General features: G+C 67.3%; 12 protein-coding genes. 1 reads left to right on the top strand and 11 read right to left on the bottom strand.

The features are described from left to right. Nucleotide 1: 1 nt before the first annotated feature. The 4 genes from metG to ABD231_RS04455 are packed head-to-tail and all read right to left on the bottom strand — an operon-like array spanning nt 2 to nt 3087. Nucleotides 2-1567 (bottom strand): methionine--tRNA ligase, encoded by a 1566-nt coding sequence (gene metG, locus ABD231_RS04470; protein WP_344145415.1) that lies wholly within the window; start codon nt 1565-1567, stop codon nt 2-4. Between the two features lie 28 nt (nt 1568-1595). Next, the gene (gene rsmI, locus ABD231_RS04465; RefSeq protein ID WP_344145413.1) at nt 1596-2438 is read right to left on the bottom strand and encodes a 16S rRNA (cytidine(1402)-2'-O)-methyltransferase; all 843 of its coding nucleotides are present in this window, start codon (nt 2436-2438) and stop codon (nt 1596-1598) included. Then, nucleotides 2435-2851, bottom strand: coding sequence for a type II toxin-antitoxin system VapC family toxin (locus tag ABD231_RS04460; protein ID WP_344145411.1), 417 nt, complete (start codon nt 2849-2851; stop codon nt 2435-2437). Before ABD231_RS04460 ends, rsmI begins: the two co-directional genes overlap by 4 nt. Further along, nucleotides 2848-3087, bottom strand: coding sequence for a hypothetical protein (locus ABD231_RS04455; protein ID WP_344145409.1), 240 nt, complete (start codon nt 3085-3087; stop codon nt 2848-2850). The genes ABD231_RS04460 and ABD231_RS04455 overlap by 4 nt, the downstream gene beginning before the upstream one ends. 227 nt (nt 3088-3314) lie before the next feature. Between ABD231_RS04455 and ABD231_RS04450 the strand changes: the two genes are divergently transcribed. Beyond that, nucleotides 3315-4862: a dolichyl-phosphate-mannose--protein mannosyltransferase gene (locus ABD231_RS04450; protein WP_344145601.1), complete on the top strand. Its 1548-nt coding sequence runs from the start codon at nt 3315-3317 to the stop codon at nt 4860-4862. Between the two features lie 321 nt (nt 4863-5183). Here the strand turns inward: ABD231_RS04450 and ABD231_RS04445 are convergent, their stop codons facing one another. The 7 genes from ABD231_RS04445 to ABD231_RS04415 all read right to left on the bottom strand — a co-directional run bounded on the left by ABD231_RS04445 (nt 5184) and on the right by ABD231_RS04415 (nt 12664). Beyond that, nucleotides 5184-5876 carry a DUF1707 SHOCT-like domain-containing protein gene (locus ABD231_RS04445; protein ID WP_344145407.1) on the bottom strand — a complete coding sequence of 231 codons (693 nt, stop codon included), beginning with the start codon at nt 5874-5876 and terminating at the stop codon, nt 5184-5186. Between the two features lie 20 nt (nt 5877-5896). Next, nucleotides 5897-7132, bottom strand: a complete 1236-nt coding sequence (locus tag ABD231_RS04440; RefSeq protein WP_344145405.1) for an MFS transporter — start codon at nt 7130-7132, stop codon at nt 5897-5899. Nucleotides 7133-7215: 83 nt separating this feature from the next. Beyond that, nucleotides 7216-8079, bottom strand: a complete 864-nt coding sequence (locus tag ABD231_RS04435; RefSeq protein ID WP_344145403.1) for a Rossmann-like domain-containing protein — start codon at nt 8077-8079, stop codon at nt 7216-7218. After that, a complete protein-coding gene (locus ABD231_RS04430) occupies nt 8076-8831 on the bottom strand; it encodes a phytanoyl-CoA dioxygenase family protein (protein ID WP_344145401.1) in 756 nt (251 codons plus the stop codon). The genes ABD231_RS04435 and ABD231_RS04430 overlap by 4 nt, the downstream gene beginning before the upstream one ends. Nucleotides 8832-8841: 10 nt before the next feature. Further along, nucleotides 8842-9894 carry a pyridoxal-phosphate dependent enzyme gene (locus tag ABD231_RS04425; RefSeq protein WP_344145399.1) on the bottom strand — a complete coding sequence of 351 codons (1053 nt, stop codon included), beginning with the start codon at nt 9892-9894 and terminating at the stop codon, nt 8842-8844. After that, nucleotides 9891-11387 carry an ABC transporter ATP-binding protein gene (locus ABD231_RS04420; RefSeq protein WP_344145599.1) on the bottom strand — a complete coding sequence of 499 codons (1497 nt, stop codon included), beginning with the start codon at nt 11385-11387 and terminating at the stop codon, nt 9891-9893. Before ABD231_RS04420 ends, ABD231_RS04425 begins: the two co-directional genes overlap by 4 nt. A gap of 524 nt (nt 11388-11911) precedes the next feature. Continuing rightward, nucleotides 11912-12664, bottom strand: coding sequence for an ABC transporter permease (locus ABD231_RS04415; protein WP_344145397.1), 753 nt, complete (start codon nt 12662-12664; stop codon nt 11912-11914). Between the last annotated feature and the right edge of the window lie 18 nt (nt 12665-12682).

The following is a 12682-nucleotide window of genomic DNA, read 5'->3' as shown; positions in this document are numbered from 1 at the left end:
CTCAGGCTTCTTCGAGCCGGGGGAAGAGCGGGTCGCCCTTGGTGAGGACGGAGCCGGCGGGGAGCTGGCCCCAGGTGCCGGCGTCCTGCACACGCTGGTCCGCAAGGGACCCGAGCTTGGCCTCGGCGCCGAGCAGCGTCCACAGCTTCTCGGACGTCTTCGGCATCGTCGGGTTGTGCAGTACGGCGACCGCCCGCAGCACCTCGGCGGACGTGTACAGGATGGTGGCGAGGCGCTCCCGCTGAGACTCGTCCTTCGCCACCTTCCACGGCTCCTGCTCGGAGACATACCCGTTGACCGCGCCGACCAGGTCGTTGATCGCGGCCAGCGCGTCATGGAACGCGAGGGTCTCGATCGCCTGCTCGGCCGCGGCGACCGTCTGAGCGAGCTTGTCGGCCAGCGCCTGCTCGGCCGGTCCGTGGTCAGTCGCCTCGGGCAGCGCACCATCGAAGTACTTGCCGACCATGGCGGCGATCCGGCTGGCCAGGTTCCCCAGGCCGTTGGCGAGCTCAGAGGTGTAGACCGCGCTCAGGTGCTCCCACGAGAACGACCCGTCCGAGCCGAACTGGATCGTCCGCAGGAAGTAGTACCGGAAGGCGTCCGAGCCGAAGTGGTCGGTGATCTCGTGCGGGGCGATCGCCGTCAGCTTCGACTTACTCATCTTCTCACCGCCGACCAGCAGCCAGCCGTGCGCGAAGACCTGCTTCGGAACTGGCAGGCCGGCGGCAATCAGCATCGCCGGCCAGATCACCGCGTGGAACCGGAGGATGTCCTTGCCGACCAGGTGCACGTTCGCCGGCCAGAGCTTCTCGAAGCGCTCCGGGTCAGCGCCGTACCCGGCGGCCGTGACGTAGTTGAGCAGCGCGTCGACCCAGACATAGAGGACGTGCTTCTCGTCCCACGGGACCGGGATGCCCCAGTCGAAGGTCGAGCGGGTGATCGACAGATCCTGCAGGCCCTGCTTGACGAACGCGATGACCTCGTTGCGCGCGCTGGTCGGGGCCACGAAGTCCGGCTGCGATTCGTACAGCGCGAGCAGCCGATCGGCGTACGCCGAAAGCTTGAAGAAGTAGTTCGTCTCCGAGAGCGTCTCCACCTCGGTACCGTGGATCAGGCACAGCTGGGTGCCGTCCTCGGCGGTCTTGATGTCGGCCGGGAGCTTGAACTCCTCGCAGCCGACGCAGTACAGGCCTTCGTACTGCCCCTTGTAGACGTCGCCCTGGTCGTACAACTTCTGGACGAACTCACGAACCCGCTCGGTGTGCCGGGGCTCGGTGGTCCGGATGAAGTCGTCGTACTGAACGTCGATGTCGACCCAGGCCGGCTTCCAGGCCTCTTCGACGAGCTTGTCCGTCCACTCCTGCGGCGACACCCCCTGCGCCTCGGCGCTGCGCAGCACCTTCTCGCCGTGCTCGTCAGTACCCGTCAGGTACCACTTCCGCTCACCCCGCTGCGCGTGCCAACGACTCAGAACATCCCCAGCCACCGTCGTGTAAGCACTACCGATATGCGGCGGCGCCGTGACGTAGTAGATCGGGGTCGTGACGTAATAGGCCTTCTCGGACATACCTCAAGGGTAGTGCCGCGAGCGAGTGCTATTTACCGGGGTCTCGCGCAGCCAGTACGGCGTCGTACACGGTGCGTTTGGGGACGTTGAAGCGTTTGGCGACGTCGGAGATGGCTTGTTTGCGGGGGGTGCCGGCTTCTTCGTCGACGGCGACCTCGCGGGCCAGGTCCTCCGGAGTCATGACCTTGTTCGGGTCGGCGCCGGAGACGACGACCGTGATTTCGCCGCGTACGCCGTCCTTCGACCAGGCGACCAGGTCTGCGACCGGGCCGCGTTTGACCTCTTCATAGGTCTTCGTCAGCTCGCGACAGACCGCCGTACGGCGATCGTCGCCGAATGCCTCGGCCATTGCCTCCAGCGACTGGGTCAGCCGGTGCGGCGCCTCGAAGAACACCATCGTCCGGGGCTCGTCAGCCAGCTCGGTCAGTCGCCGCAACCGCTCCCCCGGCTTCCGCGGCAAGAACCCCTCAAACGTGAACCGATCCACCGGCAACCCACTCAACGCCAGCGCCGTCAACACCGCCGACGGCCCCGGTACGGCGGTCACCTCGATCTCCGCCTCAATCGCAGCCGCCACCAGCCGATACCCGGGATCCGACACACTCGGCATCCCCGCATCCGTCACCACAACCACGGTCTGCCCGGCCACCAACGCCTCCAGCAGCTCCGGCGTCCGCTCCCGCTCATTCCCCTCGAAGTAGCTGACCACCCGCCCACTCAGGCTGATCCCCAGATCCCCCGTCAACCGCCGCAGCCGCCGCGTATCCTCCGCCGCCACCACATCCGCCGTACCCAACACCCGCCCCAACCGCGGCGACGCATCCGAAACGTCCCCAATAGGCGTCCCCGCCAACACCAATCGCCCGGTCACGGTAGAAGTGTTAACGCATCGACGTGGCGAGGGCGAACCACCGTGAAGTGACGCCGGTCGAGCGTCGCAACCTCACGAGCGCCGAGCTCCTCCGCGATCGCGACCACCGAGGCGTCGGCGAGCCCCAGTGGCATGTCGGAATACTTCTCCATCAGGTCGGCGATTCGATCCAGCATCGGCTCGCAGTCGGCGACGGTGAAGTCGCCCTCAGCGAGCGACCTGACGAACGCTGTCTCAACCTTGGCGCCCAACTCCCGCTGGATCATGTAGCAGACCTCGGGGACGACGAAACTCGGAACGACCAACTGTTCACCACCGAGATGTGCAGCGGTGAACAGATCAACACATGCCCGGTGGTCCTGGTCGTTGTGGAGGACGGCGGCGACCAGCGGCCCGGTGTCGACAACGATCACGAACGCTGACCGAACTCGTCTCGCAGGATCTCTTCGCTCCGCGCGGCGACGTCCGGGCTGCTCCCGGCACCGGCGGCGAACCATGACGGCGGCCACGAGCGGTGCCCGCCGGCATTCCGTCGCCGCAACTCCAAGCGTCGCCGAACAATCGCGCTGACGTCGGGCAACAGCTCCGCGGCAGCATCGTCCGGAATCTCGTCGACCAGCGCGTGCAGGTCTTCTTTCGGCGTGCTCATGTGACTCAGTGTAGGAGGTTTGGGCCGACGGTTTTCAGTTATCCACAGCCTGTTCGTTCGAGGGGAGGAGGCGGTGGTACTGCGGGCTCCGTACGATGGCGGGCGTGACTGCCTTGATCGAGGACGGAACTGCACGGCGGGGGGATACTGCCGAGGAGCGCGAGGCGCTGGGCAGGGATGTGCTGGGAAGGCGGTTGCCGTCGCTGCGGGAGCGGTTGTATCCGGCGATGCCGCGGGACTTCGAGGGCGGGTGGATCGCGACGCTGGTGATCACCGCGCTGGCGGGGTTCCTGCGGTTCTGGAACCTGAGCAACCCGGTGAAGTTCGTCTTCGACGAGACGTATTACGCCAAGGACGCGTACAGCCTGCTCAAGTTCGGGTACGCGCGGCAGTTCATCGACCAGCCCGAGGGGGCCGCCGACAAGGCGATCCTGGCCGGGAACCTGGACGTCTTCAAGAGCACCCCGAGCCTGACCGTGCACCCCGAGGTCGGCAAGTGGATGATCGCGGCGGGTGAACAACTCTTCGGTATGACGCCCTTCGGGTGGCGGTTCATGCCGGCGTTGTTCGGCACGCTGACTGTCCTGCTCGTAGTTCGGACAGTACGGCGGATGACCCGGTCGACGCTGATCGGCGCGGTCGCCGGCCTCCTGCTCGCGGTCGACGGGCTGCATTTCGTGATGTCGCGGGTGGCGCTGCTCGACGTGTTCCTCGCGTTCTGGCTGGTTGCGGCGGTCTCGTGCCTGGTCTGCGACCGGGACTGGACCCGCCGCCGGCACGCGGATTCGCTGGCCAAACAAGATGACTTCGCGCCGCGGAAGTTCGGTCGCTGGCTGCTGATCCGGCCGTGGCGGATCCTGGCGGGCGTCTGTTTCGGGCTCGCGCTCGGTACCAAGTGGTCGGCGGTCTGGGTGCTGGCCGCGTTCGGCATCTTGGTTTTCGCGTGGGACTTCGGGGCTCGCCGGGCGCTCGGGTCGCGGTTCACGTTCGTGAAGTCGGTGCTGGTCGACGGCATCCCGGCGTTCGTCAGCATCGTCCTGGTCGCCGGGATCACCTACACCGCGACCTGGACCGGCTGGCTGCTGCACGACAACGCCTACGACCACGACTACGCGTCCAAGAACCCGGCGACCGGGATCATGAAGGTGGTCCCGGACGACTTCCGGTCGCTGATTCACTACCACCAGGAGGTCTACGACTTCCACACCGGCGACTACATCAAGAAGGCCACCCACCCCTACGCCTCGAACCCGGCCGGCTGGCCGATCATCGCCCGCCCGATCGGCTTCGACGCCGTCAACGACATCAAACCCGGCTCCCCCGGCTGCAACCCGCCGGCCGGCTCGAACTGCCTGTCGGTGATCTCCGCCGTCGGTACGCCGATCCTGTGGTGGGCCGGCGCTCTCGCACTACTCGCCTCGGTCGTGCTCTGGATAGGCCAGCGCGACTGGCGATTCGGGATCCCGGTGATCGGTTTCGTCACCTGCTGGGTGCCCTGGTTCGCCTACGACGACAGACCGATCTTCTTCTTCTACGCCGTCACGATGATCCCCTTCACCGTGATGGCAGTAGCCCTCGTCCTAGGCAAGATCCTCGGCCCAGCCAAAACCCTCGAAGGCACCGCGGCACCCCGCCGCCTGATCGGCAGCGCGATCGTCGGAGCCTTCGTCGTACTGGTCGTCCTGAACTTCGCCTACATCTGGCCGATCCTCACCGACAAGGTCCTCCCCCACCCCGACTGGCTCAGCCGAATGTGGTTCAAAACCTGGATCTGACCAAGGACGCCTGGTGAGGCTGAGGTGAGCTTGGCGCTGCGATGAGTTAGGTGATGAGCCTTGCTGCTGGGCCTGAGGGCCGGTCCTGCACTCCTGCGGGGCATCGCAAACCAGGCGCCTGCTCACCCGCGCCAACCGCGAACACGACCGGGCCGCTCGACACCATTCACCCCAACTTCATAGCCCAAGCACCAACGCCCGCCGCTGCGTTCCTCCACCATCATCACGCGCATCTCTTGCCGAATGAGGTGGGTGCCCGACCATCTCCGCCCGCGCCGACGGTGCCAAAAGAACTGTCGCCGCCGGAGGCGGTGTCCTTGGCTAGTGGCCGAGTTGGCCGTGGCCGTGGCCGTGGCCATCGCGGAAGCGTTTCTTGTGGCGCTTGGCGGCGGACTGGCCGCCGACGCCGCCGAAGAGGGCGAGGCCCTTGACGACGACGACCGGCGCGTCGGGGTGCGGGTTGTCGCTGCCGTGGGCCGCGAAACCGCCGAAGATGCCGACGCCCTCGTTGCGGACGGTGACACCTTCCGGAACGGTGACGTCGATTCCGCCGAAGACCGCGAACGCCCAGACGGTCACCTCGCGCCCCTCGAAGACGGCATCCGTCATATCAAGGTCCTGCCCGCCGAACACCGCAAAAGCATTCGTACGCCGCTTCACCCGCCACAGGCCCTTGCGCTCGACGCCACCGAAGATCGCCACCAACGTGGAGAAGCTGTCGTCGGGGTTGGCGGGTTCCTCGATCGGAACCGGGCTGTTCGACACCGCGCGGACCGGCGCGACGGACGGGAGCGGCGGCTGGTGACCGTCCGGCACGAGCAGGTCACTGGTGATCGGCTCGAGCTCGCCCAGAGTGCGCGCCTGCAGGGTCTGCTCGAGCCGCTCCGCATGCTCGTCCTGGGTCAGCCGGCCCGACATCAGCGCGTCCCGCAGGACGTCGACGACCTGGTCGCGGTCGATGTCGGACGCGCGCAGGTGCGCGTGCGGGTTCGGGCGGTCGGGCAGATTCTCCATAAGACGGAACGATATATCGCTCAGCGGCGCACGCGCAGCGCGCAAACGACCGCAATCAGGGTGATCGAGGCGAAGATCAGGGCCGTCCCGGGGTATCCACCGAGACCGAGCCCGACACCACCGAGCGCAGCGCCGAGGAACGTCCCGAGGCTCATCCCGGCCGCGTTCACGCTCAGCGCCGACCCGCGCAGGTCGCCACTTCGCCGTACCAGCAGGGTGGTGACGCAGGCGGCGACGGTCGCGTGGCTGGCACCCATCAGCGCGGTCAGCAGCAACGTCAGCGGGATGGTCGGCGAGAAGTAGAACGCCGAGACGCTGACCAGCGCGGCGCCGAGACCGAGCAGCAGCATCCGCTCCGGTCCGATCCACGGCCGGTCGAGGGCGAGGTAGCGGCCGGACAGCAGATTGCCGAGGAAGAACGACGCACCACTCAGCGACCAGACCAGCGCGAACCAGCCGGGCGCCAGATCGAACTTCTCGTCGTAGAAAGCGGCCAGGTAGGCGAGGTACCCCATGAAGGCCGCGGTCCGCAGCATCGCGATCACCAGCAGCGGTACGGCGCCTGGGATCCGCCCGAGCTCGCGGTACGTCGCGAGGTAGCTCATCCGTGGTGCACCATCAGCACGCAACGGCGCCTTCCGCCCGCGACCACGCCAGAAGAACGCGGCCGACAGAGTCAGCGAGATCACCGCGGCCGCGATCAGGTTGCCGCGCCAACCCCACCAGATGCCCGGTACGGCGAGCACCGGCGCAGCGAGCATCGCCATCGCCGAGGTGGTCGCGGAGACCAGTGTCGCCGCGCGGCCTGCCGCGGCCGGCGTCCGAAACCGGTCCGCCGCGGCGGCGCCGATCGACGGTGCGAGCACCGAGGTGGAGGCGCCGATCAGCAGACAGAACGCGGCCAGTGCCCAAACGTTGCCGATGGCACCTAATAGCGCGGAGAGGCCGAGTAGCGCCAACCCACCGGCCGCTACCAACTCACGCGCCAACCGGTCGATCAACGGCGCCAGCGCGAAACCGACGACCAATGCGGCCAGACCACCGAGCCCCCGCAGCCCGCCGATCTCTGCCACGTTCCCGTTGGCCGCTGCCGCGATCGGCACCAGGTACATGCCGAACACCGTGAACGGGATCAGACTGACGGTCGACGCCAGCAGGAACGGCCAGAGCCGCCGAGCCATTCGCCAGTCGCTCGGCACCTCCTCCGCGGGGGCGCCGCCGCCCGGGCGTGGGGCCGGGCGGGGGGCGCCGTTCATGGCGGGAGTGTTGGGGGCCGGGAGGGCACCGCCTCCTGGAGACAGGACGGGGGCTGCGGGCAACGAACCTGGGGGTGGGGTGTTCATTCGTCGATCCTGTAGCGATAGAGGGACGTGGGGCGGGCGGAGAACTGCGAGAAGGGGAAGGGTTCGGCGGAGAGGGCGGTGACGCCGGAACCGAGGAACGCGCGGGCGACGGCGCTTCCGGTCTGAGCATAGATGGCAAGCGGCTTCGCTTGCTCACGGCAACGACTCAGCAGGATGTCGAATGAGCCGTTGGACAACGTCATTCCGGTCGCGACGACGGCATCGGCCTGGTCTACCACCTCGAGCATGTCGCGCGATACCGGTAATCCGGACGCGGTTTCGCGGAGGTTGAAGTCGCAGGGTAGGCAAGTTCCGCCGCGCTCGGTGATCGCGTCCACCAAGGGATTGACCACACCGATCAACGCAACTTTGGTGCCTGCGGCAACATCGAGCAGTCCGGCGACGGCGGCATCCCGTGCCCGGGCGCGGACGTCCGGCGTACCGGCCGGGAGGACGATCTCGTGAGCGTCCGCGGTGTGGTGTGGTTCGACGGCGGCCAGGTAGGCGTCCAGCGCGGCGATACGAATCGGCAACGGGTCGTCGGAACGCAGTACGTCGGCAACGGTGCGACCGGACGTGTCCGCGCAGTACGACGGGTCGACCTCATCGGATTCGAACGCGCACGCACCGAAGACCTCGCCGACGCGCAGCAGCACGTAGTAGTTGCGATAGGTGACGTCAGCGCCTGGGAGGCGAGTCGTGTTGTGCAACCAGAACGCGCTGGTGATGGAGAGGCCAGCGGGCTCGGGCCCGTGGTTGCCGGACAGGACCGCGGAGGTGAGCTCTGCAACCGCGCTCGGGGCGGGAGGCAGCTTGGCGTCGCTGATGGGAGGGGCGGGAGGCAGCTTGGGGTCGGTCATGGCAGGCGGGCCAGCCTTTCGGGGTCGTAGGTGAGGGCGGACAGCTCGGGACGACCAGCGGGCTGGAAGCAGTACAGGAGGGAACGGCGATCCGTGGCCGTACGGTTGGGAGCCGAGCGGTGGACCATCAGCCCCGGGAACATGAGGACCGAACCCGCAGGTGCTTCGACAGTCACCGCACGAGACATGTCCACGGCCGCGGGGTCCACGAGGAGGCCGGTGGGTTCGTCGGCGTCGCGGCGGACTGGGCCGTCGGCGGGACTTCCCTCGATGAGCGTCATGGCGCCGTTGGCGATGGTGTTGTCGTCGAGCATGACGATTGCGGTGGCGATGTCGTAGGCGGCGTCGCCGGCGCAGCAGTACCAGTACGGGAAGTCCTGGTGCCAGGCGAACTCCGAGCCGACCCCGGCCCGCTTGAAGTTCAGCTTGGCGACGAAGCGGCCGGCCGTTGCCCCGATCAATGTGCTCATCGGGTCGACCAGCCGGGGCTCGTCCCACAAGGCGTCCAACGCAGGATGCAACTGCGAGACCGGCGACAGGCTGCGGACGGCCTTGCCGACGGCATCCGGTTCCCAGTGGATCGTCGTACCGCGAACCTTCTCCAGCCGGTGTCCGTCCGGCCAGACGGTCACGTCGGTCTCACCGGCTTCGGCCGCGGACACGACCTCGGCATGGACCTGTTCGGCGACGCCGCGCAGGCGCTCGACCTCGGTGGCCGTGAACAACGATTCCAGCAGTACATACCCCGTCACCTGACCTACGTTAATGCGACGGGGTCGCGGATGGAAACTCTGCGCGACGGCTCACGGCCGGTTCCCGGCGGTCCCAGGACATCGCCGACCACGGCACCGCGAGCTCATCCAGCGAGTCGATCTCGCGCGGTCGCATCGACGCCATCGGCAAAGCCTCGGCATGACGGGAAAAAGCAGACTCGACGTACCGGGTGCCGGTGTCGGCCGCCAAGAACACATGCGTCCGCGCGCTGTCACAGGTGTGTTCCCACAATGCGGTCAGGTACGCCGCGCCGGCCGACAACCCGGCGAACACCCCGGAGGTCCGGAGCAGGTCGACCGCCGCCGACATCGCGTAGTCGAACGACACCCAGTGCAACCGGTCGTACAACTCATGCCGCACATTGCGGAACTCGATCGAGCTGCCGATCCCGGCGATGATCATCTCCGGATCCTTCGTATGCCCGGCACCGAACGTGATACTCCCGAACGGCTGGACGCCGACCAGGTTCACGTCCCGGCCGCGATTCCGCAGGTACTCCGCGATCGCGCCGGTCGACGCCCCGGTCCCGACCCCACCGACCAGGCACAGCGGCCCGTCCGGCACGAGATCCGCGACCAGGTCCGCCACAGCGCCGTACCCGAGGTAGTGGATGTCGTCGTGATACTGCTGCATCCAGTGGTACGACGGGTTGTCCCGCAGGATCTCGCTGATCCGGCGGACGCGCAGGTTCTGGTCCAGGTGCAGGTTGTTCGACGACGGGACCTGTTCAACGGTCGCGCCGAGGATCTCCAGCTGGATCTTGAGCGTCCGGTCGACCGTGGTCGAACCGACGATGTGACAGCGCATCCCGTACCGGTGGCAGGCCAGGGCGAGGGCGTGGGCATAGATGCCACTGGAGCTGTCGATGAGTGTGTCGCCGGGTCGGACTACGCCGGTCTCCAGCAGATGCCGGACGGCGCCGAGCGCGGAGTACACCTTCATGGTCTCGAACCGCAGGCAGATCAGGTCGTCCCCGACCCTGATCGGGTCCGGGTCCTTGATCGCCTCCGCCAGGTGGTCGTGCAGTCGCGCAGACTTCATCGCCGCGGTTCGCTCCTCGTGTCGGCAGTGGGCAACGTTGGCGGAAGTTCCGTCCGACCCAGGCGGGCTGCGCTCACCAGCCGCTGGGTCAGTTCGTGGTGGGGCTCGGTCATGACGGTTGCAGGTGGGCCTTGTTCGACAATGCGGCCGTCGTCGATCACCAGCACGTGATCGGTGACCGCCGCGACCAGACCGAGGTCGTGCCCGATCCAGACCAGCGCAGTACCGCGGTTCTTTAGTTCAGTAAGGAGGTCGACCACCAGCGCCGTACCGTCGTCATCGAGCGCGGTGGTGATCTCGTCACAGATCAGTACGTCGGGTTCGGCGAGCACCGCTCTTGCAAGCGCGGCGCGCTGGAGTTCGCCACCGGAGAGGCGGCTCGGCGGACGAGCCGCCGTCATCGCGGAGACACCGAGTCTCGCGAGGGTGGACACGGCTTCGGCTTGCGCCTGGTCCGGGGGTAGGCCGCGGAGGCGTTGCGCGGTGCGGGCGACTTGCTGGTCGACCGGACGACGTTCGTCGAAGGAGCCGCGGACTTCCTGCCAGACGTATTGGACGCGGCGGTTCTGTTCGCGGGTTCGCTTGCGGAGGACCGGGAGCGGTTCGCCGTCGAGGAGGAGTTTGCCGGTGCTGCGTTCGTGGAGGCCTGCGAGGCAGCGGGCGAGCGTCGTCTTGCCACTCCCGGAGCGGCCGACCACGCCGATGCTGCTGCCTGACTCGACTGTGAGATCGACGTTGTGCAGGACCGGGATGCGACCGCGGGGGCGGATCGACGCGGACAGGTTCATTGCTTGGAGCAACGGTTTGCCGGGGGTGGTGGTTCCCGTCGGCTGCGGTTCCCAGCTTTGCGGGAGGACGTCGGTGCCGCCGGTGGCGATCACCTGGCCGGCATTCAGTACGACGACATGGGTCGCGAGCTCGCGAACCAGACCGAGATCGTGACTCAGCAGCAAGATGCCGAGTCCCCCTTCGGCAAGCTGTCGTAGTTCACCCGCCAACTGCAGCCGAGTGATCGAGTCCAGCCCGGTACTCGGCTCATCCAGCACCAACACCTTCGGCCGACAAGTCAAAGCCTGAGCCAACGCAACCCGCTGCCGCTGCCCACCCGAAAACTGATGTGGGAACCGCCTCAGTGTCTCCCGATCCCCCGGCAATTGAGCACCCCGCAACGCGTCCTGCACCACGTGTTGACCGGGATGATGCAACCGCTCCAACTCCCGCAACGTCGCCCCCACGCGGCGGGCGGGGTTGAGCGCACTCCCAGGATGCTGAGGCATATAAGCCACCACCCGACCCCTCAGCCGCGCAGCCGCCTCCGTAGGCCCGTTGCCATCAACAACAGTCTCCCCGTCGACAACCACCTGCCCTACAAGCTGCACCCCATTCCCACTCTCCCCCAACAACGCCAGCGCCGAAGTCGTCTTCCCTGAACCCGATGCTCCGACAAGCGCAGTAACCTCCCCCGCAAACACCTCAAACCCCACCCCATCCACCAACACCACAGCCCCGGCAGACGCCCCCAACCCCCACACCCGAGCAACCACCGCCGATTCACCCTTATGTGGTGAGGATGGCAGGCGCGCGGTGTCGCGGGAGGAGTCACCCGCAGGCAACGCCTCCGTGGCTGGGGCGGGCTGGGTTGAGGCGGGCGCGCCAGGCGACGTGCTCGGGGTTGGCGTGTGCTGCGCCGTGGACTCACCCCCACGTGGTGAGGCGAGCCGACGCGTGGTGTCGCGGGAGGAGTCACTCGCAGGCAGCGCCTCCGTGGCCAAGGCCGGCTGGGTTGAGGTAGGAGCCCCCGGTGACGCGCCCGTGTCCTCGTGCGGCGCCGTGGACTCAGCCTCACGTGCTGAGGAGGGCGGGCGCGTGTCGCCGGTGGAGTCGGTCGCGGGCGGCGCGCCTGTGGTCGAGGTGTCGTGGGGTGAGCCGGTCGCCGCAGGTGGCGCGTTCGTGGGTGGGGTGGGCTGGGTTGAGGTGGGCGCGCCTTCGCCCGGTTGCGAGACGCCTTCCGACGCGCTCATGTGGGGCTCACCGGTTGGCGGTGGGATTGGTGGACTAGGCGGTCGGCCAGGAGGTTGAAGCCTAGGGTGAAGGAGACTAGGAGGAGGGCGGGGGCTAGGACTGACCAGGGTTGCAGCAAGAGTCCTTCGCGGTTGCGGGAGACGCTTACGGCCCAGTCCGATGCGGTTGGGCTTAGGCCTAGGCCTAGGAAGTTGACTGAGGCTACTAGAAAGACAGCTAGGGTGATTCGGGTGCCGATGTCGGCTGCTACTGGGCCTACGACTGCTCGGCCGATGTAGCCGAGTTGGATGGTTGTCCAGGACTCGCGTTGCATGCGGAGTGCTTCTACTACTGGTGAGCTTGCGGCGTCGAGGGCGGCGGCTCGGACCAAGCGGGCGACGGTTGGGACGTTGACCATGGCAACGGCCAGGGTGATTGCGGGTGCGGAAGCCTGCCAGCCGACGGCTACTACGCTGATGACCAGCAACGACGGTAGTGGGAGCAGTACGTCGAGGGGTCGGATCAGGACCTCGTCGAGCCAGCGATGTCGGGTTGACGCCGCGACCAGGCCGATCAGACCGCCGACGACGTACGCGATCAGGACGGCACCGAACGCCATACCGAGAGCCGTTCGACCGCCGACCAGCAATAGCCCGAGGACATCTCGGCCCAACCCATCGGTCCCGAGTACGCCGTCCGCGGAGTACGGCAGCCCCGGCTTAACGTCCAAGGAGATGAGTGGGCCGGCGAGAGCGATGACCAGTGGCACGACCACTAACACCACCGA

It is taken from the genome of Kribbella yunnanensis (assembly GCF_039529655.1).
GTDB lineage: Bacteria > Actinomycetota > Actinomycetes > Propionibacteriales > Kribbellaceae > Kribbella > Kribbella yunnanensis.
Note: the sequence above shows the minus strand (reverse complement) of the source record. Positions and strands in the feature narration are given on the sequence as shown.

Coding starts and splice junctions, on each gene's coding strand:
- ABD231_RS04455 (WP_344145409.1), bottom strand. CDS start 3,087: ATGAGCACGCCGAAAGAAGACCTGCACGCGCTGGTCGACGAGATTCCG.
- ABD231_RS04450 (WP_344145601.1), top strand. CDS start 3,315: ATGCCGCGGGACTTCGAGGGCGGGTGGATCGCGACGCTGGTGATCACC.
- metG (WP_344145415.1), bottom strand. CDS start 1,567: ATGTCCGAGAAGGCCTATTACGTCACGACCCCGATCTACTACGTCACG.
- ABD231_RS04435 (WP_344145403.1), bottom strand. CDS start 8,079: ATGACCGACCCCAAGCTGCCTCCCGCCCCTCCCATCAGCGACGCCAAG.
- ABD231_RS04425 (WP_344145399.1), bottom strand. CDS start 9,894: ATGAAGTCTGCGCGACTGCACGACCACCTGGCGGAGGCGATCAAGGAC.
- ABD231_RS04440 (WP_344145405.1), bottom strand. CDS start 7,132: ATGAACGGCGCCCCCCGCCCGGCCCCACGCCCGGGCGGCGGCGCCCCC.
- ABD231_RS04445 (WP_344145407.1), bottom strand. CDS start 5,876: ATGGAGAATCTGCCCGACCGCCCGAACCCGCACGCGCACCTGCGCGCG.